Origin of the sequence: Amycolatopsis alba DSM 44262, assembly GCF_000384215.1 — a bacterium.
Lineage (GTDB): Bacteria > Actinomycetota > Actinomycetes > Mycobacteriales > Pseudonocardiaceae > Amycolatopsis > Amycolatopsis alba.
Map to the genome: position 1 here is coordinate 2,237,599 of NZ_KB913032.1, position 20,149 is coordinate 2,257,747.

Genomic DNA, 20,149 nt, shown 5'->3' on the forward strand with positions numbered 1-20,149 from the left:
ATGACCACCCTCGAGATGGGCTCGGTGCCGCGGCTGCGGCGCGGAGTCCGGCTGAGCTATGACCAGACCAGGGAAACGCACGTCCTCCTGTTCCCCGAAGGCGTGCTCGTCCCGAATCCGACCGCCGCGGCCGTGCTCACGCTCTGCGACGGTGTCGAAGACGTCGCGGCGATCGCTTCGGCCTTGCGCAAGCGCTACGCCGGTGTGCGCGAGGAAGAAATCCTGGATGTCCTGTCCCGGCTGGGAGATCGGCGGATCGTCGAATGGACCTGAACACCTCCACCGCGGCGCCGCCGTTGGGCATGCTGGCCGAACTGACCCATCGCTGCCCGCTGCACTGCCCGTACTGCTCGAACCCGGTCGAGCTGATCGCCCGCGACGGCGAACTGTCCACAAAGGAATGGCTGTCCGTGCTCACCCAGGCACGGGAGCTCGGCGTGCTTCAGGTACACATGTCCGGCGGCGAACCGCTCGCCCGGCCGGATCTGCCCATCCTGGTCGAGCACGCCACGAAACTGGGTTGCTACGTCAACCTGGTGACGTCCGGGCTCGGGCTGACGGAGTCCAGATTGGACGATCTCGCCGAACGGGGCATCGCGCACATCCAGCTGTCCGTCCAGGGCGCGACCGCGGAGCGCGCGGACCGGCTCGCCGGTGCACGGGCCCACGACAGGAAGCTGGTCGTCGCCGGACTGATCAAGAAGGCAGGCCTGCCGCTTTCGGTGAATGTCGTGCTGCACCGGCAGAACCACGACCAGCTCGCCGGGATCATCGACCTGGCCGAGAAGATGGGCGCGGACCGGCTCGAACTGGCGAACACGCAGTACTACGGCTGGGCACTGCGGAACCGCGACGCCTTGATGCCGACCAGGAGGCAACTCGACGAGGCCGAGCCGATCGTGCGGGCGGCCACCGAACGGCTGCGCGGCCGCATGGAGATCATCTACGTCGTCGCCGACTACTACGAGCAGTACCCGAAACCGTGCATGTACGGCTGGGGCGCGCGGCAACTGACCGTGGCGCCCGACGGGAACGTGCTGCCGTGCCCCGCGTCGACGGCGATCGAGACGCTGGAATTCGACAACATCCGGGACAAGCCGCTGGCGCGGATCTGGTACGAGTCCAGTTCCTTCAACGCCTATCGCAGCGAGGACTGGATGTCGGACACCTGCGGCACCTGTGAAAGGCGCGCGATCGACTTCGGCGGCTGCCGGTGTCAGGCGTTCCAGCTCACCGGTGACGCCTCGGCGACGGACCCGGTGTGCTCACGTTCGCCGGATCGCGGCATCGTCGATCTCATCCTCGCCACACCCCCGAAAGCGGACGAGCTCGTGATGCGGGGACCGCGATGAGGGTGATCCTGCTCGGCACCGCGGCGGGCGGCGGATTCCCGCAATGGAACTGCGCCTGCGCGCTCTGCGTTTCGGACGCGCCGCCGCGGACGCAGGACTGTGTCGCGGTGAGCGCGGATGGCAAGGGCTGGTACCTGCTCAACGCGTCACCGGACATCCGCGCGCAGATCCTCGCCACACCCGCGCTGCGGGCGGGACCGGGGCCGCGGGAGATCCCGCTGCGCGGGGTGCTGCTCACCGATGCCGAGCTCGATCATTCGCTCGGCCTGCTTCTGCTGCGGGAAGCGGGCGGGCTTCCGGTGTGGGCGCCGGACGCCGTTCTGGGTGCACTGTCCGAGCAGTTCCCCGCACGGTCGATCATCGACGGCTACGGCGGCTGGGACTGGCTGCCGTCGTCGGAGGTCTCCATCGACGGGCTCCGGGTGAGCGCGCTTCCCGTGAGTGACAAGCGGCCGAAGTACGCGCGCTCGTCCGCTGAGGACGGTCCATGGGTGGTGGCGTACCGGATCGAAGACGTCGAGACCGGCGGTGTTCTCGTCTACGCGCCTTGTCTGAAGAGCTGGCCGGACGGATTCGACGACTTCACTCGCGATGCCGGACTAGTGTTGCTGGACGGGACCTTCTACGCGCCGGACGAGATGTCGGGCGCCACCGCGACCAAGGTCGGCGACGGTGCCCAGCTGGCCATGGGACATTTGCCGATCACCGGCAGCCTCGCGAAGCTCCGGCCCGGCCCGCGTTGGGCGTACACCCACCTGAACAACACGAATCCGGTGGTCGATCCGTCTTCGCCGGAGCACGCCGCCGTACTGGACGGCGGCGCCTCACTTCCCTTGGATGGCAGCGAATTCAAGCTCTAGGCGATGCCTTCGGGACTCGCGCCCGCGACGGGGACGGCGTCTGCGGTGAGGCGGTCGATCTCCGCGAGCTCGTCCGCGGACAGGTCGATATCGGCGGCGGCGAGACTGGCTTCGATGTTGGCCGCCTTGCGCGCGCCCACGATCGCGACGTGCACACCCGGCCGGGCGAGCGTCCAGGCGATCGCGAGCTGGCTGACCGAGATTCCCTTGTCCGCGGCGAATTCCTTGAGCCTGTCGACGATGGCGAGGTTGCGCCGGAAGGTCTCGCCGGTGAACGCCGAAGACTGCGAACGCCAGTCGGCCTTCTCGAACGTCGTCTCCGCTGTGAGGGACCCGGTCAGCAGGCCGCTGCCCAGCGGGCTGTACACGAGCACGCCAATGTCGTTCTCCCGCGCATACGGCAGCGGGTCGATCTCGATGTCACGGCGGAACAGGTGATACGGCGGCTGGAGGGTTTCCACCGGACGGGTCTTGTCGAAGTCGGCCAGCGCCGCGGCGTCGTAGTTCGAGACACCGATGTGCCGGATCTTCCCGGCGTCGACGAACTCCTGGAGGATGCCCGCGGTCTCCTCCGCGGGCGTGCCGGGATCGGGCCAGTGGATCTGGTAGAGGTCGATGTGGTCGACGTCGAGGAAGCGGAGGCTGTCCTCAATCCCCTGCGTCAGCCATTCGCGGCGGGAGTCACGCGGGCGCTCGGAACGCGGCTTGGTGCCGCCTTTCGTTGCAATGACGAGGTTGTCGCGGTCGCGCTTGAGTTCCTCGCGCAACGCCTTCCCGAGCAGCGCTTCGGATTTCCCGAAACCGTAGGCCTGAGCGGTGTCGAAGAAGGTGGCCCCGAGTTCGCGGGCGTGGTGGATCGCGGCGATCGCCGAGTCCTCGTCGAACGAACCCCAGCCCCCGCCGAGCTGCCAGGTGCCGAAGGCGATCCTCGACACCTCGAGGCCGCTCCTGCCCAATGTCGTCGTACGCATACCTCTCAGCAGAGCACAGACATCGGATCATTGCACCGGATCTCCCGGCCAACGAAACCCCCAAATAACTGTTTGACGGTTGTCGTCCCGGCAGTCGATACTCGGCCGCATGTCCGAGTCCCCCGCCCTCGACGGATTGCGCGTCCTCGCCCATCCCATCCGGTTGCGCGTTCTGTCGCTTTTGACCGGTGTCGCGATGAGCGCGGCCGAGGTCGCCCGCGAACTCGGTGAGACACAAGCGAATGTCAGCTATCACCTGCGACGGCTGCACGAGGCAGGACTGCTCGACATCGTCGAAGAGGTGCGGATCCGGGGCGGGCTGGCGAAACGCTACCGGCACGATCCGGAGTCGGGATCGTGGTTCACGTCGACGAATCCGCACGAGGAACAGCTGCTCCTCGCGACGATGGCCGAAGAGCTCAAGCGGCGCGGCGAGTTCCGCGTCCCCGGTCAACGGGGTTCGACGACCGACACGGAGATCTGGGTCGATCGCGAGACCTGGGAGAAGGCGCTCGAGCAAGCTCGTGAACTGGGCGAGCTTCTGCACTCGGCCGCGAAGCCACCCCGCACCCGTGGCACGATCCCGGTCAGCGCGACGGTTTCGATGTTCGAAATGAGGCGACGGTGACCTCGCTGCGAGAACCCCTGCGTCACCATAACTTCCGCTGGCTGGTCGGCGGCCGCACGTTCGGGGAGTTCGGCAACGCCGTCGCCCCGCTCGCGCTGGCGTTCGCGGTGATCGACCTGACCGGTTCGGCGGTGGACATCGGCATCGTCGTCGGCGCCCGTTCGGTGGCGAGCGTGGTCCTGCTGCTGTTCGGCGGGGTACTGGCGGACCGGCTGCCCCGGTCGGTGATCCTGCAGGGCACCGAGCTCGCCGCCACGTTGACCCAGGCGGTCATCGCGGCGAGTGTCCTTTGCGGATTCGCGTCGATCCCGCTGCTGGTCGGCCTGAGCGTGGTCAACGGCGCCGTCGCCGCGATCTCCGCGCCCGCTTCGGCTTCGCTCACCCCGTTGACGGTGCCCGCCACCCTGCTGGCGCAGGCCAACGCACTGGGCAGGCTGCTCTCGAACTCCGGCAGGATCGCCGGCGCCGGACTCGGCGGCATCCTGGTCACCGCGGTCGGCCCCGGCTGGGCACTCGGCGGGAACGCGCTGCTGTTCCTGGGCTCCGCCCTGTCCTACCGGCGTATCCGGCTCAGCCGCCGCGAACGGCTCCCCGGCAGCCGCCCGCTGGCGGAACTCGCTGAAGGCTGGCGCGAGTTCCGGTCACGGACCTGGGTGTGGGTCGTGGTCGTGCAGTTCATGGTGGTGAACGCCGTCATCGCGGGCGGGATCGCGGTACTCGGCCCCGTCGTCGCCGACAGCAGTTTCGGCCGCTCCGGCTGGGGATTCGCCCTCGCCGCGCAGACGATCGGCTCGCTCGTCGGCGGGATCCTCGTTGCCCGCTGGCAGCCGCGGCGCGCGCTGTTCGTCGGGGTCGCGGTGATCCTTTTCGAAGCGCCGCCGTTGATCCTCCTCGGCCAGGCGCCGTGGCTGCCGCTGCTGCTGGCGGCCATGTTCGTCTCCGGCCTGGCGATCGAGCAGTTCGTGGTGGCCTGGGACGTCTCGCTGCAGGAGAACGTGCCCGAGGACAAACTCGCGCGCGTCTATTCCTACGACATGCTCGGTTCCTTCATCGCCCTTCCCCTCGGCCAGATGGCGGCCGGGCCGGCCGCGCAGCACTTCGGGGTCAGCACGACCCTGCTCGCTTGCGCCGCGCTGGTCGTGGCCGCCACCTGTCTCGCCCTGTGCAGCGGACAGGTGCGGGGCCTTGTCCGGAAAACCCACGCCACCCACCCCTGACCGCCAGGCGATAGCAAAGGTCCCTTGCTCTCTTTCCGCTGGTCACGGCCAGGGACGGACCTCTTCGAGGAGCTTCGCGACCGCGAGGACGAGGTCATCGGAGTGCCGCGGGCCGACGATCTGCAGACCGACCGGGAGCCCGCTGGAGGTGCGGCCTGCCGGGACGCTGATGGCGGGCTGCTGGGTCATGTTGAACGGGTAGGTGAACGGCGTCCAGTCCGGCCAGCCGCTCAGCCCGCTGCCCGGCGGCACCTCGTGCCCGGCCTCGAAGGCGGCGATCGGCAGGGTCGGCGTGATCAGCACGTCGTAACGCGTGTGGAACTCACCCATCAGGATGCCCAGCGCGGCCCGTTCGGCGTTGGCGCCGAGGTAGTCGCTCGCCGAGAAGGTCTTGCCGGACTCCCACACCTTCCGCAGTCCCGGATCGACCTTGGTCTCCGAACCGGCGGGGAAAGTGTCCAGCCACTTGGCCGCCCCCGTCGACCACAGGATGTCGAAGGCCGGCTTTGGATCGGTGAAGCCGGGGTCGGTCTCTTCGATGTACAGGCCCGCATCGCCCAGCGACTGGACGGCCGACTTGACGATCGCCGCGACCTCCGGGTCGACATCGACGTAGCCGAGCGTCGGCGAGTAGGCGGCGTTCAGCCCGCGTACGTCCCGGCGGACGGCTTCGCGGAAGGTCGACACCGGCGGGGCGAGCGCCGCCGGGTCCCGGTAGTCGGGCATGGCGAGGACGTCGAGAAGCAGCGCTGTGTCGTCCACCGAACGCGCCATCGGCCCGGCGTGCGAGAGCGGCCCGAACGGGCTCGCCGGGAACAGCGGGATCCGGCCGTGTGTCGGTTTGAGACCGACGATTCCACAGAACGAAGCCGGAATCCGGATCGAGCCCCCGCCATCGGTGCCGACGGACAGTTCGCCCATCCCCGCCGCGACGGCCGCGGCGCTTCCCCCGCTGGACCCGCCTGCCGTCGTCGACAGGTCGTGCGGGTTGCGGGTGATCCCGGTCAGCGTGTTGTCGGTGACGCCCTTCCACGCGAGTTCCGGTGTCGTGGTCTTTCCCAGCAGTACCAAGCCGTTCTCACGCAGCCTGGCGGTGACCGGGCTGTCGACGTCCCACGGCTGATCGGGGTCGATGCACCGCGAACCACGCAGCGTCGGCCAGCCCTGCGTCAGGAACATGTCCTTGATCGAAGCCGGGACACCGTCGAGCCAGCCGATCGGATTACCGTCCCGCCAACGGACCTCGGAAGCCTTCGCCTGTTCGATCGCGCCTTCGGCGTCGACAAGGCAATAGGCGTTGATCTCGTCGTCTCGTTCTTCGATGACACGCAACGCGTTCTGGGTGGCCTCGACCGGCGACAGCTCTCCGGTGGCATACGCGGCGACGAGCTCGCTAGCGGTCAACTTGATGTCGTTCATCCGGCCCCTAACCTTGGCGAAGCGTCTCCGACGGCACGTATCCGAGCTGCTTGTCCACGACGTTGCGCAGCGGCTCCCCCGCACGCCAGCGACGGAAGTTGTCCGCGAACACCTCTACCAGAGTATTACGCCAGCCGACGAAGTCGCCCGACATATGCGGCGAGATCAGCACGTTCTCCATAGTCCACAAAGGACTTTCGGGTGGCAGCGGCTCGGTGTCGAAGACGTCGAGCGCCGCGCCCCCGAGCGACCCGTCCCGCAGTGCGCCGACCAAGTCCGAAGTGACCACCAGTTCGCCACGGCCGACGTTGACGAACCGCGCGCCGGGCTTCATCGCGGCGAAGGCCTCGGCATCGAACATGCCCTTCGTCTGCTCGGTCAGCGGTGCGACCGCGACGACGTAGTCCGCCTCGGGAAGGTGACTGCCCAAGTCCGAAGAGGCGTACACCGCTCCGAAGTCGGGATCGCCCTCACGAGGACGGCGTCCGACACCCGCCACCGACATCCCGGCCGCCCGCAGCATCCTCGCGATCGACCGGCCGATCGGCCCGGTGCCCACCACGAGGACCCGCCTGCCCGAGATCCGTTCGCTCTCCCGGTGCTTCCACCGCTTCTGTCGCTGCAGGTCCCACGAACGGGCGAAATCCTTGGCGAACGCGAGGACGACCCCGAGGACGTACTCGGCTATCGCCCCGTCGAACACGCCACGCGAGTTCGTGAGCACGACGTCACTCTGCTGCACCCCTGGGAAGAGCACTGGGTCGACGCCCGCGCTGGCGATGTGCAGCCAGCGCAGCCGGTCGGCCGCGTGCCAGGCACCAGGAACGGCGGTCGAGAGGAAGTCGTAGACGAAGAACGCGTCCGCTCCGGATAACGCGTCGGCCAAGCCCGCCTCGTCGGTGTAACGAACCACCGCTTCAGCTTCGATAGCGCGCATGTCCGGTGGGCGCGTGTCTCCGCAGAGCACGGCCAGCACCGGGGTCTCCGAAGCGATCACGTTGACACCGTAAAAGTGGCTCGTATGATTGTCAACAATCCGAGGAACGACCCCGGAGCACCGGACCTGTGGCAGCAGAAGCTTTCCGGAGGCTGAGACTTGGATTTCGACTTACTGGAGTTCGAAGGCCCTTTGGCGCAGCGCGGTATCGGCGTGATCGCTCCCTTCGACCTTGCCCTGGAACGTGAGCTGTGGCGCTGGGTGCCCATGGAGGTCTCCCTCCATCTGGCTCGGACGCCGTACGAGCCAGTGCCCGTCAGCATGGAGATGGCCCAGCTCGTCAGCGACAGCAGGCATCTCGCCACCGCCACGAGAGATGTGCTCCACGTGGAGCCCGAAGTGGTCGCCTACCTCTGCACCTCCGGAAGTTTCGTCAACGGTGTGGACTACGAACGCTCTCTGACCAAGGCGATCTGCGACGCGGGCGCGCCGGACGCCGTCACCACCTCCGGCGCTCTTGCCGAGGTCCTGCACCAGCTCGACCTCCACCAGGTCTCGGTGCTGACGCCCTACGACGGCGACCTGACCGGGAAGCTGCACGACTTCCTGGCCGAACTCGGCGTGCGCACAGTCTCGAGCGACCACCTCGGCCTCGGCGGTGGCATCTGGAAGGTCAGCTACCGGACCATCGCCGAACGCATCCTCGCCGCCGACCACGCCGACGCCGACGCTATCTTCGTCAGTTGCACCAACCTCCCCACTTACGATCTGATCGAGCCGCTCGAAAGCGCGCTCGGCAAACCCGTCCTCACCGCGAACCAGCTCACGATGTGGGCCTGCCTCCGGCGGATGAACCTGCCGATCGTCGGGCCCGGCAAGTGGCTCCGGGAGGTCGACTGACCTCTTCCCTTACGATTGTCGACAATCTGTCCTCCGGAGGTCCCGTGCCCATCAGCCCGCTCACCCCACCCGAACCGCCGTCCGAGACGACCACGATCGGTTTCATCTACCCCGATCACGCGGCCGAAGACGACTACCCGCTCGCGGAGCAGCTCCTCGGCGGCGACATGGCGGGGATCAAGCTGCCGGTCGAGCACATCTACGGGACCGATCTGCACGCCGTACCCGAACTCCTGGACCTCGGCAGCGAAAGCCGCCTCGCCGACGGTGCCGCGCTGCTGGCCAAGCACGAACCGGACGCGGTGATGTGGGCCTGCACCAGCGGCAGCTTCGTCTACGGCTGGGAAGGCGCCCGCGACCAGGCCGACCGGCTGGCCGCCGTCGCCGGCGTCCCGGCGTCGAGCACCTCCTTCGCCTTCGTCCACGCGGCCCACGCCCTCCGCGTCCGGCGGGTCGCGGTCGCCGCCAGCTACCCGGACGACGTCGCCCGGCTGTTCGTCGAGTTCCTCGGCGCGGGCGGGATCGAAGTGGTCTCGATGGGCAGTGCGGACATCGACACCGCCGCCGAAGTCGGCGAACTCAGCCCGGAAGCCGTCGTCGAGCTCGCGGCGAGCGGCGATCACCCGGCCGCCGACGCGCTGCTCGTCCCCGACACCGCCATGCGGACGCTCGGCGAGATCAACACGCTCGAGACCAGACTCGGCAAACCGGTGCTGACCGCCAACCAGGTCACCGTCTGGGAGGGCCTGCGGCTCACCGGGAGGTCTCCGCTCGTCCGGACGCTGGGCGCGCTGTTCGGGCAGAGGGGCAACTGAACCATGTCCTTGCCGGATATCGAGCCGGTCAGCCGGGAATCGACCGCCGGGATCATCGCGCGCCAGTTGCGGGACGCGATCATGACCGGCGCGCTTCCTCCTGGCACCCAGCTCGGTGAAACGGATCTGGCCTCCCGGTTCCAGGTTTCGCGGGGACCTCTGCGAGAGGCGATGCAGCACCTCGTTTCCGAAGGGCTCCTGCGCAGCGAGCGCCACCGCGGGTTGTTCGTGATCGACCTCGAACCCGGCGACGTCTACGACATCTACTCGGCGCGCTCGGCCATCGAGCGCGCCGCGATGCTGCGAGCACTGCGCGGCGACCGGGAACGGGTGGCCACCGAACTCGAACAGGCCGTGACCGCCATGGCCACCGCCGCGGACGACGACGATCCGACCGCGCTCTCCTGGGCGGACCTCCGCTTCCACGAGGCGCTGATCGCCGCTTCCGGCAGCAAACGGCTCGTGCGGATGGCCCGGACCCTGCTGATCGAGACCAGGATGTGCCTCACCGCACTGCAGGGGACCTACCAGCGGGTCGAAGAACGGGTCACCGAACACACCAGGATCATCGAGGCCCTGCGGGCCGGTGACGAAGAAACCGCGCTGTCGCTGCTGGAAGCCCATATGGAGGACGCGGTCCAGCGACTGGCCCCTGGAACCAGCCTGCGAGAGGGCGAAGCTCCCGCCGTGCCTTAGGGATTCAGCCACGGTGCCGCGCCCCCAGCACCGGCTGCCCGCCCGTGCCGCCGCGGAACTCCCTTTCCCACGGCCAATTGCCGTGCTCGTCCTCGTAAACCAGTTGCAGGGCGCGGAACTCTTCGCCGTACATGAGGACGGCGGTGACCAGGTGAGCCGACGGCGAACTGAGCGGGACGACCTCGAACGCGGGCCATCCCACCGCGGCGGGCAGCACCTCACCCGATTCAGGCGGCCCCGACCGGACCACTTGCTGGGCGAAATAGTTCAGCAGCTGACTGGATCTTCGCTCTCTGAGGCCGGTGACGACGAGTTCCGGCAGCCCTGCGTCGGTGAGCCCGACGGTGTACGCGAAGCTGGGTTGAGCGCCTCCGCTATCGACCGCCTGCACCATCCAGCCGTACTTCCGGATCAGCGGACGGACTTCCTCGATGAGGTAGTCGTTGCGGGTCTTCCCAGGGTTGTCGCAATGCCAGCACATCGGCACTCCTCCAGTAGTCGAATTCGATGATCGACACTGTGCACCGGGGCACCGACAAGAACTCACGGGCCAGGCACGCGGAGGCGATGACGGCGCCCTTTCATCGCGAGTTTTTCCCTTTCATCGCAACGTTTTACACTTTTCTCCGAAAAATTCGGGCAGGTCGTGACCGGGCGAACGCGCAGCCCGCATTTCCCGTCCACACCCAGAACGCCCATCTCGGCGTAAGTACGCGAAGGCCCCTTCCTTGCTCCTGATGCAAGGAAGGGGCCTTCACGCACTTACACGCCACCCCGAATTCATGAATGGACCGTTCATGACTTCGCGGGACTTGACAAGCCACTATGCGGATGGTTCAAGATAGAGCGGCGACCACCGCGGACCCGAGTTCGGCGGTGGTGGACTTCCCGCCGAGATCAGGGGTCTGCACGGCCCCCTCCCCGAGAACCTTTTCCACCGCAGCGTGAACATCTTGTGCCGCAACGGTTTCACCGAGATGGTCGAGCAGCATCGCCCCCGCCAGGATCTGCGCCACCGGATTCGCGATGCCCTGTCCGGCGATGTCGGGAGCGCTGCCGTGCACAGCCTCGAACATGGAAGGGAACTCACCTGTTGGATTGATGTTGCCCGAAGGCGCCATTCCGAGCCCGCCCGTCACGGCCGCCGCCAGGTCGCTCAGGATGTCGCCGAAGAGATTGGAACCGACCACGACGTCGAGCCGGTCCGGCGCCTGCACCATCCGCGCGGCGAGCGCGTCGACATGGCACTGTTCGGCGTGCACGTCCGGATACTCCGAAGAGATCTCGGCGAAGATCTCGTCCCAGAACGGCATCGAGTGAATGAGCCCGTTGGACTTGGTCGCCGAGCAGACCCGCCCCGTCCGCGTCTTCGCCAGTTCGAAGGCGTAGCGGATGATCCGCTCCACCCCGACCCGCGTGAACACGGATTCCTGTAAGACGAACTCGTTTCCCTGGCCACGATTGTGCCTGCCACCGATCTCCGAGTACTCGCCCTCGGAGTTCTCCCGGACGATCACCATCTCCAGTTCATCGGCACTCCTGCCCGACAGTGCCGATGTCGTCCCCGGCAGCAGCCGGACGGGCCGGAGGTTGACGTACTGCGTGAACGCGCGCCGCACCGGAATGAGGAGACCCCACAACGAAACATGATCCGGGACGCCGGGAAAGCCGACGGCACCCAGGAAGATCCCGTCGAACCGGGAAAGCTGCTCGATACCGTCGTCCGGCATCATCGAGCCGGTCTTGGTGTACCGCTCACAGCTCCAGTCGAACTCCTGCCAGGACAAGGAAAAGCCATGCGATGCCGCCGCGCGGTCGAGGACCTTGCGGGCCTCGACCGTCACGTCGACACCGATTCCGTCGCCGGGAATGCTGGCGATCCGATAAGAAGAGGTCACTGCTCGAGGTGTCACAGGGCCACCGCGATGTACTTGGTCTCGAGGAACTCGTCGATGCCGACGGTGCCGCCTTCACGGCCGAGCCCGGACTGCTTGATCCCGCCGAACGGCGCGGCCGGGTTCGACACCAGCCCTTGGTTGAGGCCGATCATGCCGACTTCCAGCCGTTCGGAAACCCGCAACGCCCGCTTGAGATCGGAGGTGTACACATAGGACACGAGACCGAACTCGGTGTCGTTCGCCGCCGCGATGGCCTCGTCCTCGCTGTCGAACGAAGTGATCGGGGCGACCGGCCCGAAGATCTCTTCCGAAGCCAGCCTGGCGCCCTTGGGCACGTCGGTGAGCACCGTGGCCTGATAGAAGTTGCCCGGACCGTCCACAGCCGACCCGCCGGTGAGGACGCGAGCTCCTCGCTCGGTGGCGTCGGAGACCAGGCCACTGACCTTCTCGACGGCGGCTTCGTCGATGAGGGGGCCGACGACGACACCGTCCTCGGTGCCGCGCCCCATCGGCAGGGCCTCCATGCGCTCGGTGAGGCGCCGGGAGAACTCGTCGACGATGCCTCGCTGGACATAGAAGCGGTTCGCGGCCGTGCAGGCCTCACCGATGTTGCGCATCTTCGCGGTCATCGCGCCGTCGACGGCCGCGTCGAGGTCTGCGTCTTCGAAGACGACGAAGGGAGCGTTGCCACCGAGTTCCATCGAGGTGCGGAGCACCTTGTCCGCGCACTGCTCCAGCAGCTTCCGCCCGACGCCGGTCGAACCGGTGAAGGACAGCTTCCGGGCACGGCCGTCCCGGATCAGCGGCTCCATCACGCCGCCGGAGTCCGACGTCGTGAGCACGTTCAGCACACCTTCCGGCAATCCCGCCTCGGCGAGGATCGCCGCGAGAGCCAACATCGAAAGGGGGGTTTGAGCAGCGGGCTTGATGATCATCGTGCAGCCTGCCGCTACCGCGGGCCCGATCTTGCGGGTGCCCATCGCCATGGGGAAGTTCCACGGCGTGATCAGCAGGCACGGCCCGACAGGCTGCTTCGTCACCAGGAACCGGCCCGCCCCGTTGGGAGCGACGGCATAACCACCATCGATCCGGACTGCCTCCTCCGCGAACCAGCGGAAGAACTCGGCCGCGTAGGTGATCTCGCCCTTGGACTCCGCGAGCGGCTTGCCCATCTCGAGGGTCATCAGCAGCGCGAGCTCGTCGGCGCGCTTGATGAGCAGTTCGTAGGCGCGGCGCAGGATCTCGCCGCGTTCGCGCGGGGCGACGTTCGCCCAGTCGGCCTGTGCGGCGACGGCGGCGTCGAGAGCGCTGACCCCGTCCGCCGGTGACGCGTCGGCCACTTCGCACAGTGCTTCACCTGTCGAGGGGTCGAGAACCGGGAAGGTCTTCCCGCCCGTGGCGGACACCCACTTGCCGCCGATGAACAGTTCCTTGTCGACCGCCTTGACTACGCCGGCCTCACTGATCGAGCTCATCCCAACGCTCCTCCATGTTGTCCCGAACGCCATGCTATGGATATTGTCAACAATCGACAACAGCTCAGCCGACCTAGGAGCGCAGTCCATGGCCCAGCTATCACCGCTGCTCAAGCAGGCAACGCCGGTCGTGGTCGACCACGGTGAAGGGGTGTACCTCTACGACACCGATGGCAAACGTCACCTGGATTTCACCGCCGGTATCGGCGTGACCAGCACCGGCCACTGTCACCCGCACGTGGTGAGCGCCGCGCGGGAACAGATCGGCAAACTCATCCACGGGCAGTACACGACGGTCATGCACAAGCCGATGCTGGAGCTGACCCAGAAGCTGGGTGGTGTCCTGCCGGAAGGCCTGGATTCACTCTTCTACGCGAACTCGGGCAGCGAGGCGGTCGAGGCGGCGCTCCGGCTGTCGCGGCAGGCGACCAAACGGCCCAACGTCATCGTCTTCCAGGGCGGGTTCCACGGCCGGACCGTCGCGGCGGCGACGATGACGACGTCGGGCACCCGGTTCAGCGCCGGGATCTCGCCGCTCATGTCCGGTGTGCACGTCGCGCCCTTCCCGTACGCCTTCCACTACGGCTGGGACGAGGAGACCGCGACGAAGTTCGCCCTGCGCGAGCTCGACTACCTGTTCGCGACCGTCTGCGCGCCGAACGAGACCGCCGCGTTCTTCATCGAACCGGTACTCGGTGAAGGCGGGTACGTCCCGGCGAACCCCGCGTTCCTGGCCGGGTTGCGGGAGCGTGCCGACAAGCACGGGATCCTGCTGGTGATGGACGAGATCCAGACCGGTTTCGGGCGGACGGGCAGGTTCTGGGGACACGAGCACTTCGGCGTGCGCCCGGACATCGTGCTCATCGCGAAAGGACTCGCGAGCGGGTTCCCGATCTCGGGTATCGCCGCGTCGGAGGAGTTGATGGCGAAAGCGCTCCCCGGCTCCCAGGGCGGGACCTACGGCGGCAACGCGGTGGCCTGCGCGGCCGCGATCGCCACGCTCGAGGTGATCCAGCGGGAAGGGCTCGTCGAGAACGCCGCCGAACGCGGACGCCAGTTGCTTGAAGGTGTCCGGGTGATCGCGGACAAGTCGCCGTCGATCGGCGATGTCCGCGGGCTGGGGCTGCTGGTCGGCTCCGAATTCACCACACCGGACGGGGAGCCGGACACCGCGAAGGCCCAGGCCGCCCAGAAAGCCGCGTCCGCCGGCGGGTTGCTGCTGCTGACGTGCGGGGCGTACATGAACGTCGTCCGGATGGTGCCGCCGCTGATCGTCGACACCGGGCAGGTCGACGAAGCCCTGCGGATCTGGGGCGACGTCGTGGCGGGGGTCGAGTGATGGCCCGCTACATCACGATCACGCTCGACAAGCGCGGGGTCTCCTGCCGGGCCCGGTTGCTCGACGCCGAAGCCCCGCGGACCTGCCGCGCGGTCTGGGACTCGTTGCCGCAGAGCGGTTCGGCCTACCACGCGAAATACGCGCGGAACGAGGTCTACACCCTTGTGCCGCCCTTCGCCGAACCGAAACCGGGCCGCGAAAACCCCACGGTGACGCCGATTCCGGGGGATGTCGTGTACTTCGGGTTCGAGGCGTGGGAGATCGGGAACCCGGCGTACGGCTACGACGAGGGCAGTGAGGCGCACAGCGACCAGGGCGCGACGGACCTCGCGATCTTCTACGGCCGCAACAACCTGCTGATCAACGGTGACGCGGGCTGGGTGCCGGGCAACGTGTTCGCGACGATCGAAGAGGGACTGGCCGAAATGGCGGAAGCCGCGCAGGACCTCTGGCTGCGAGGGGTCGAGGGCGAGACGCTTTCGTTCGCACGCGCGTGAAACCCGTGGGCAGTGAGGGTTCCCCACCCTCACCGCCCACGGGCCGGCACCCCTCCCTGGCTACTGCCGTTCGGCCGCGAGCCGGTATTCGACGCCACCGACCTCTTCGCCGCGCTGGTCGACCTGGGTCACGTGGACGGTGTACTGCCCACCGGCCGCCTCGGCTCCGGCGGTGAAGCTCAGCTTGGCGTCGATCTGTTCGCCCGCCTTGAACGCCAGTCCGCTGATCCGGGCCCGCTGCGGGTTCACGATGGCCAGCTCGGTCTCGCCGACCCGTTCGATGCCCTCACCCTTCGCGCCGCCTGCCCGCCAGCGCGCGGCGAGGTCGGGGCCGAGGTCGATGGTGATCCGTCCGGGGCCGGTGAACGGCTTGCCCGGCTGGGTGAAGACGATGTCGCCGACCGCCGTGGGGTCGGGACCGTGCCAGCCGAACACGATCGGCCGGATCACCGGCACCTTGATCTTGAACGGGACGGCGTTCACGTTGTGCCACGCGATGTTGTTGTTGTTCCGTGTGTTGAGGGACGTGCTGACGCCTTCCGTCGGCAGGTCGGTCGGCGAGAGCCACCGGGCCAGCAGGCAGAAGTGCGAGCCGATCGGGACCTTCCACGGGATGACGACCGTCTTGGTGCCGTAGGGCACGTCCACGTTGGCGGCCGAGCCGATGTAGTTCCACTGGTTCGGCCACTGGGCCACGGTGCCCTGCTTGGTGTACCAGACCTGCAGGTTTCCCTTCTCAAGCCCGTCCCCGTACGGACCGGGACGGTTGAGTGTGACGTGGATGAAGGCGTTGCCACCCTGGACGATCGGGTCGTCGGTGGCGCACAGGACCGTCGCCGAGAAACACACCCGGACGTCGGGGCTGGAGTAGAGCGAGCCGGACGACGCCTCATATCCGTAATCGGATCCGTTGTCCCGGATGAAGACGTCGCTACGAGCCTGCGTCGAGGCCTGCACCGCCGGTGCGACCCCCGCGAACAACGTCGCGACGGCCAAGACGGCCGAGGCGAGCAGCGTTCGGCGACGCCGCGGATTCCTGCTGATCATGTTTCCCTCCTTGGGCGAAACATTCGACTCGTTGACCGTCGATCAACCCGGTTGTGACGGGGTTGTAGAGATCGTGTGCCCTAATTGGCCGATTTCGGTGAGTCTCCGCCCGGATACGCTCACCGAGGTCACATGCCGGAGGGAGCGGGGTGCCCGGACCAGGGGAATTACGGGTGCTGGGCCCGGTCGAAGCGATCGGTCCCACCGGGCGGGCGGAGCTGCACGGCGCCCGCCAGCGAGCCGTGCTCGGCGTTCTCGCCCTGCACGCGGGCTCTGTCGTCCCGATACCCCGGCTGGTCGACGTGCTCTGGGGTGAAGATCCGCCCCGCACCGCGGTGAAGACCCTGCACAGCCACGTCGCCAGGATCCGGCAGGCGCTGGAGGATTGCGGGTTCCCGCCGGTTCTGCTGACCCGCAAACCGGGGTATGTCCTGACGGTCACACCGTCCTCAGTCGACGCTCTTCGCTTCGAAGAGGAACTCCGTGCCGCCAAGCGGAGCGATCCGGGCCAAGCGGTGACGGCGTTGCGCGAGGCGTTGCGGCTCTGGCACGGCGAAGCGTTCGCGGACGCCGAACTCGACGGCTGGGGGCTACGCGAAGTCGAGCGGCTCCAGGAACTGCGGCTGTCCGCCTGGGAAGAACTTTGGGACGCGGAGCTCAGGCTCGGCGAACACGAGGAGGTCCTCCGGGAACTTCCGCGGCACCGGGCCGGGCAGCCGTACCGCGAGCGGCTCGCCGCGCTGCACATGCTCGCCCTGCATCGCTGCGGAAGGCATGCCGAGGCGCTGGAGACGTTCCAGGCCGTGCGCCGGGGACTGGCCGACGAGTTCGGCGTCGATCCCGGTCCTGAACTGGTCGAACTGCATACGGCGATCCTGCGCCGCGCCCCCGAACTCGACGCGCCGGTGCGGGGCACGGCGCCCGCACAGCTCCCCGCCAGGGTCGGGCATTTCACCGGGCGGCAGCAGGAGCTCGCTTCGCTCGACAGGCTCCTCGACGAACCCGAGCCGCCGGTCGTGGTCATCTCCGGCGCGGCGGGGATGGGGAAGTCCGCGCTCGCCGTGCAGTGGGCGCACCGCATCGCGGACCGCTTCCCCGACGGTCAGCTCTTCCTCGACCTCGCCGGGCACGACCCGCACGAAGCGATCTCGCCGGGCGACGCGCTCGCGCATCTGTCGCGCGGGCTCGGCCTCCCCGATGATCGGCTGCCCGATTCGACGGCCGAACGCGCGGCGCTCTACCGTTCGCTGCTGCACGGCAGGCGTTGCGTGATCGTCGCCGACAACGCGGGCAGTGTGGATCAGATCCTTCCTCTGGTGCCGGGGACGGCGAAGGCACTGCTGATCGTGACCAGCAGGCAGACCCTGGCCGCCCTCGGCAGCAGGCACGCCGTCCGCGTGTTCGCTCTCGACGCGCTGGCCGATCCGGACTCGATGACCCTGCTCACCAGGGTGCTGGGCGCCGACCGGGTCGCCCGTGAACCCGCGCAGGCCGCGCGGCTGGCCAGGCTGTGCGACGGGATGCCGCTGGCGCTGCGGATCGCCGCCGCGCGCTTGAGCGGCGAACCAGGCAGGCCGATCGCGGAACTCACCCGTGAGCTGACCGGTGTCGGGCGACTGGAGACCCTTGCGGTACAAGGGGATTCCCGGACCGTCAAAACCGTGCTGGCGAGCGCCTACCTGCCGTTGGACCACGCCCCGGCACAGCTGTTCCGGCTGTCCGGGCTGATACCGGGGGCGTCGTTCGGCCCGGCCCTCGGCAGCGCGTTGTGCGGGGTGCCCGCCGAAGCGGGCCGGGCCGCGATCGCCGCGCTGTCCGCCGCTCACCTGATCACCCCGTCGGGTCCGGATCGCTATCGCCTCCACGATCTGATCCGTGAGTTCGCCGTCGCGTGCGCCCGCGCCGACGAGACCACGTCGAGCCGCGCCGAGGCGGCGGACCGGCTGATCGACTGGTACCTGTACGTCGCCGCCGAGGCGAACCGGGTCATCGACCCGAACCGCGATCTGGTCACCCCGGCGCTGCGCCACCCTCTGCCCGAGCGGCCCTTCCCGGCCGAAAGGCGGGCGGCGCTGGCGTTCCTGGGTGCCGAGCGCGCGAACCTGCTGCCTGTGGTGCGGTTCGCGCGGGAGCACGGCCGCAACACCGCCGCCTGGCAGCTCACCTATCTGCTGACCAGTTTCTACGACACCCTGGGTGGCTGGAACGAGCGGATCGGGCTCTGCCGGGAAGGGGCCGCGGCGGCCTCCGAGCTCGACGATCCTTTGGCGGAAGCGGAGATGCTGCGTGCGCTCGGGGCGGCCTACTTCATGACCCGCAGGCTGACGGACGCGCTCGAAACCAACGCCCGCGCGTTGAAGGCCGCCCGTGCGGCGGGAGACCTCGGAGGCGAAGGGCATATCTACAACAACACCGCGAACGCCTACGCCGCGCTGCGCCGGTTCGACGAGGCGATCACCGCGTACCGGCTCGCGGTGGAGCGGTGCACTTCGGCGGGCAACCGGCTCGGGCGTGCGCTGTCCCAGCGCAACCTAGGCCATGCCTACATCCGCCGAGGCCAGCCGATGGACGGGCTCAGCCCGCTGACGGCGGCGCTGGAGACGTTCCGCGAACTCGGCAACGCCCGGTTGGAAGCCGCCACTCTGGACACCCTGGGCGAGGCATACGAGGAGCTCGGCGATCACGACGTCGCGCTGGACCATCTCGGTAAGGCGCTGGCCGCGTCCCGTGCGATCGGCGACCGGTGGCAGGAGTGGGAATCGCTGCTCCACGCCGGCCAGGTCCATCTCGCCCGCCGCGATTTCCGGGCCGCGCTGGACGATTTCGACCAGGCACTCCTGATCAGCCGGGACGTCGGGAACCGGCACAGTGAAGCGGCCGCGCTCGACCGGCTCGGCCGTGCCCATCTCGGACTCGGTGACCTGGCGGCGGCGCGGGAGAACCTCGAGCGCGGTCTCGCGGTCAGGGAAGGTGTCCCGGACCCGTACGAGGAGGCTCATCTGCATCGCGACCTCGGCGATCTCGAGGCACGCTGTGGCATCACGGCCGCCGCGGCCGCCCACTGGGCTCGAGCGATCGAGCTGTACCGGCGGGCGAACGCGACGGCCGACGCCGATCTCGTCACCGGGCGGGGCTGATCACCACGGTCGAGGTCGCGTACACGAGCTTGCCCTGCGAGGGCTCGAAGAACTCGACCCGCGCCTTCCCCGTTTGCCCCGGCAAGGGAGTGATTTCGGCGTATCCCCTGGTCTCACCGCGTTGGAAGGTGACGACACCGTCCTTCACCGGCACATGCCCGGAGCCTTCGGTGCGGTAGCGGATCGTGAGCGGCCCCGGCCACGGCCGGGAGAGCACGACGGGCACCTTGCAGCTCTTGCCCTGTGCGAAGTTGGGCGGGATCGACCAGCAGATCTCACCGTCCTGGGTGGTGGCCACCGGCGCGGTCTTCGTCGCGTCGTCGTCGGCCACCCAGGCCACGCCGACGCTGTGCCCGATCCGCAGCCCCTTCTCGCCGTACAGGCGCAGGGAGAACAGTTCGTCGTTCTCCACGACGGAGTCGGCGCGGACCTTGACCGGGACGGTGTATGTGTCCGCCGTCCCGGACCACGTCAGCGTGCCCGCGGCAGGCAGGTAGTCGATCCCTTCCTTGGCGGTGAATGCCGGATCGACCGGCGACCCGTTGCCGTCGATCGTCCGGTACTCGACCGAGCCCTGGGGCGCGCAGCCGCCGTCGTCGACGGAAACGGTGAAGAGAAAGGTGGTGTACCCGGCGTTCGTCCCTTCGCCCTGGCTGACTCCGCCGACGTTCACCACGGGCGCCGTGCAGGCCGCTTCCCCGCCTTCGGCCGCCGGTACCGCGAGCCCGAACGCGACCGCGAGCGCCGCCCCCAGCGTCGTGATCCGTCTCATTCTTGGTCCCATCGAGCGTCCCACCCCTTCCGGCGGGCCGCCGTGGCCCGCTGCGACATGGGTAGCCGAGTGAGGTTGTCGCGAGGTTGTGACCACCGGAAAGCTAACGTGAAAATGATTCATGGTCACCTTCGATCGTGACGTACTACGCTTCGGTAACCAGGCAAAGACGCGTGAGGAAAGGCAGTC

Annotated in this window: 19 protein-coding genes; 11 read left to right on the forward strand and 8 right to left on the reverse strand. The window is 68.1% G+C overall.

Annotated elements, in window-relative coordinates:
* Genes pqqD through pqqB form a run of 3 tightly spaced genes read left to right on the forward strand, consistent with a single transcriptional unit; the run spans position 1 to position 2,212 of the window.
* The gene (pqqD, locus tag AMYAL_RS0110455; protein WP_020631255.1) at positions 1-273 is read left to right on the forward strand and encodes a pyrroloquinoline quinone biosynthesis peptide chaperone PqqD; all 273 of its coding nucleotides are present in this window, start codon (positions 1-3) and stop codon (positions 271-273) included.
* A complete protein-coding gene (gene pqqE / locus AMYAL_RS0110460; protein ID WP_020631256.1) occupies positions 264-1,352 on the forward strand; it encodes a pyrroloquinoline quinone biosynthesis protein PqqE in 1,089 nt (362 codons plus the stop codon). The genes pqqD and pqqE overlap by 10 nt, the downstream gene beginning before the upstream one ends.
* Complete coding sequence (gene pqqB, locus AMYAL_RS0110465) at positions 1,349-2,212, forward strand: pyrroloquinoline quinone biosynthesis protein PqqB (RefSeq protein ID WP_020631257.1); 864 nt, start codon at positions 1,349-1,351, stop codon at positions 2,210-2,212. The genes pqqE and pqqB overlap by 4 nt, the downstream gene beginning before the upstream one ends.
* On the opposite strand, the gene AMYAL_RS0110470 is transcribed toward pqqB, so the two are convergent.
* Positions 2,209-3,183, reverse strand: coding sequence for an aldo/keto reductase (locus tag AMYAL_RS0110470; protein WP_051137517.1), 975 nt, complete (start codon positions 3,181-3,183; stop codon positions 2,209-2,211). The two genes, pqqB and AMYAL_RS0110470, sit on opposite strands and share 4 nt — an antisense overlap.
* A 109-nt stretch (positions 3,184-3,292) precedes the next feature.
* On the opposite strand from AMYAL_RS0110470, the gene AMYAL_RS0110475 reads away from it, so the two are divergent.
* Complete coding sequence (locus AMYAL_RS0110475) at positions 3,293-3,811, forward strand: helix-turn-helix domain-containing protein (protein WP_020631259.1); 519 nt, start codon at positions 3,293-3,295, stop codon at positions 3,809-3,811.
* Positions 3,808-5,028 (forward strand): MFS transporter, encoded by a 1,221-nt coding sequence (locus tag AMYAL_RS0110480; protein WP_020631260.1) that lies wholly within the window; start codon positions 3,808-3,810, stop codon positions 5,026-5,028. The genes AMYAL_RS0110475 and AMYAL_RS0110480 overlap by 4 nt, the downstream gene beginning before the upstream one ends.
* 42 nt (positions 5,029-5,070) lie before the next feature.
* Here the strand turns inward: AMYAL_RS0110480 and AMYAL_RS0110485 are convergent, their stop codons facing one another.
* Complete coding sequence (locus AMYAL_RS0110485; RefSeq protein ID WP_020631261.1) at positions 5,071-6,447, reverse strand: amidase; 1,377 nt, start codon at positions 6,445-6,447, stop codon at positions 5,071-5,073.
* 7 nt (positions 6,448-6,454) lie between these two features.
* Positions 6,455-7,444, reverse strand: coding sequence for a D-2-hydroxyacid dehydrogenase (locus AMYAL_RS0110490; RefSeq protein WP_020631262.1), 990 nt, complete (start codon positions 7,442-7,444; stop codon positions 6,455-6,457).
* 99 nt (positions 7,445-7,543) lie between these two features.
* Between AMYAL_RS0110490 and AMYAL_RS0110495 the strand changes: the two genes are divergently transcribed.
* The 3 genes from AMYAL_RS0110495 to AMYAL_RS0110505 are packed head-to-tail and all read left to right on the forward strand — an operon-like array spanning position 7,544 to position 9,795.
* Complete coding sequence (locus AMYAL_RS0110495; RefSeq protein ID WP_020631263.1) at positions 7,544-8,284, forward strand: maleate cis-trans isomerase family protein; 741 nt, start codon at positions 7,544-7,546, stop codon at positions 8,282-8,284.
* 44 nt (positions 8,285-8,328) lie between these two features.
* A complete protein-coding gene (locus tag AMYAL_RS0110500; RefSeq protein ID WP_020631264.1) occupies positions 8,329-9,099 on the forward strand; it encodes a maleate cis-trans isomerase family protein in 771 nt (256 codons plus the stop codon).
* 3 nt (positions 9,100-9,102) lie between these two features.
* The gene (locus AMYAL_RS0110505) at positions 9,103-9,795 is read left to right on the forward strand and encodes a GntR family transcriptional regulator (protein ID WP_020631265.1); all 693 of its coding nucleotides are present in this window, start codon (positions 9,103-9,105) and stop codon (positions 9,793-9,795) included.
* A 4-nt stretch (positions 9,796-9,799) separates the two neighbouring features.
* Here AMYAL_RS0110505 and AMYAL_RS0110510 read toward each other — a convergent pair whose 3' ends face one another.
* The 3 genes from AMYAL_RS0110510 to AMYAL_RS0110520 all read right to left on the reverse strand — a co-directional run bounded on the left by AMYAL_RS0110510 (position 9,800) and on the right by AMYAL_RS0110520 (position 13,168).
* On the reverse strand, positions 9,800-10,276 hold the full coding sequence (locus AMYAL_RS0110510; RefSeq protein ID WP_020631266.1) for a DUF4262 domain-containing protein: 477 nt from the start codon (positions 10,274-10,276) through the stop codon (positions 9,800-9,802).
* Positions 10,277-10,631: 355 nt separating this feature from the next.
* A complete protein-coding gene (locus tag AMYAL_RS0110515) occupies positions 10,632-11,693 on the reverse strand; it encodes a tartrate dehydrogenase (RefSeq protein WP_020631267.1) in 1,062 nt (353 codons plus the stop codon).
* 11 nt (positions 11,694-11,704) lie between these two features.
* Positions 11,705-13,168, reverse strand: coding sequence for an NAD-dependent succinate-semialdehyde dehydrogenase (locus AMYAL_RS0110520; protein WP_020631268.1), 1,464 nt, complete (start codon positions 13,166-13,168; stop codon positions 11,705-11,707).
* An 88-nt stretch (positions 13,169-13,256) separates the two neighbouring features.
* On the opposite strand from AMYAL_RS0110520, the gene AMYAL_RS0110525 reads away from it, so the two are divergent.
* Positions 13,257-14,507 carry an aspartate aminotransferase family protein gene (locus tag AMYAL_RS0110525; RefSeq protein WP_020631269.1) on the forward strand — a complete coding sequence of 417 codons (1,251 nt, stop codon included), beginning with the start codon at positions 13,257-13,259 and terminating at the stop codon, positions 14,505-14,507.
* Positions 14,507-15,004 carry a DUF3830 family protein gene (locus AMYAL_RS0110530; RefSeq protein WP_020631270.1) on the forward strand — a complete coding sequence of 166 codons (498 nt, stop codon included), beginning with the start codon at positions 14,507-14,509 and terminating at the stop codon, positions 15,002-15,004. Before AMYAL_RS0110525 ends, AMYAL_RS0110530 begins: the two co-directional genes overlap by 1 nt.
* Before the next feature lie 60 nt (positions 15,005-15,064).
* On the opposite strand, the gene AMYAL_RS0110535 is transcribed toward AMYAL_RS0110530, so the two are convergent.
* Entirely contained in the window at positions 15,065-16,051 is a 987-nt protein-coding gene (locus tag AMYAL_RS0110535) for a hypothetical protein (protein WP_020631271.1), read from the reverse strand.
* A gap of 149 nt (positions 16,052-16,200) precedes the next feature.
* On the opposite strand from AMYAL_RS0110535, the gene AMYAL_RS0110540 reads away from it, so the two are divergent.
* A complete protein-coding gene (locus tag AMYAL_RS0110540) occupies positions 16,201-19,188 on the forward strand; it encodes a BTAD domain-containing putative transcriptional regulator (protein ID WP_245192869.1) in 2,988 nt (995 codons plus the stop codon).
* On the opposite strand, the gene AMYAL_RS0110545 is transcribed toward AMYAL_RS0110540, so the two are convergent.
* The gene (locus AMYAL_RS0110545) at positions 19,172-19,960 is read right to left on the reverse strand and encodes a Calx-beta domain-containing protein (protein ID WP_020631273.1); all 789 of its coding nucleotides are present in this window, start codon (positions 19,958-19,960) and stop codon (positions 19,172-19,174) included. The genes AMYAL_RS0110540 and AMYAL_RS0110545 overlap by 17 nt on opposite strands.
* Positions 19,961-20,149: the final 189 nt, after the last annotated feature.

Bases quoted from the DNA above. Each gene is read 5' to 3' on its own strand.
- pqqD (WP_020631255.1), top strand. From the start codon at position 1: ATGACCACCCTCGAGATGGGCTCGGTGCCGCGGCTGCGGCGCGGAGTC.
- pqqE (WP_020631256.1), top strand. From the start codon at position 264: ATGGACCTGAACACCTCCACCGCGGCGCCGCCGTTGGGCATGCTGGCC.
- AMYAL_RS0110535 (WP_020631271.1), bottom strand. From the start codon at position 16,051: ATGATCAGCAGGAATCCGCGGCGTCGCCGAACGCTGCTCGCCTCGGCC.
- AMYAL_RS0110525 (WP_020631269.1), top strand. From the start codon at position 13,257: ATGGCCCAGCTATCACCGCTGCTCAAGCAGGCAACGCCGGTCGTGGTC.
- AMYAL_RS0110470 (WP_051137517.1), bottom strand. From the start codon at position 3,183: ATGCGTACGACGACATTGGGCAGGAGCGGCCTCGAGGTGTCGAGGATC.
- AMYAL_RS0110485 (WP_020631261.1), bottom strand. From the start codon at position 6,447: ATGAACGACATCAAGTTGACCGCTAGCGAGCTCGTCGCCGCGTATGCC.
- AMYAL_RS0110475 (WP_020631259.1), top strand. From the start codon at position 3,293: ATGTCCGAGTCCCCCGCCCTCGACGGATTGCGCGTCCTCGCCCATCCC.
- AMYAL_RS0110505 (WP_020631265.1), top strand. From the start codon at position 9,103: ATGTCCTTGCCGGATATCGAGCCGGTCAGCCGGGAATCGACCGCCGGG.
- AMYAL_RS0110530 (WP_020631270.1), top strand. From the start codon at position 14,507: ATGGCCCGCTACATCACGATCACGCTCGACAAGCGCGGGGTCTCCTGC.
- pqqB (WP_020631257.1), top strand. From the start codon at position 1,349: ATGAGGGTGATCCTGCTCGGCACCGCGGCGGGCGGCGGATTCCCGCAA.
- AMYAL_RS0110520 (WP_020631268.1), bottom strand. From the start codon at position 13,168: ATGAGCTCGATCAGTGAGGCCGGCGTAGTCAAGGCGGTCGACAAGGAA.
- AMYAL_RS0110510 (WP_020631266.1), bottom strand. From the start codon at position 10,276: ATGTGCTGGCATTGCGACAACCCTGGGAAGACCCGCAACGACTACCTC.
- AMYAL_RS0110545 (WP_020631273.1), bottom strand. From the start codon at position 19,960: ATGAGACGGATCACGACGCTGGGGGCGGCGCTCGCGGTCGCGTTCGGG.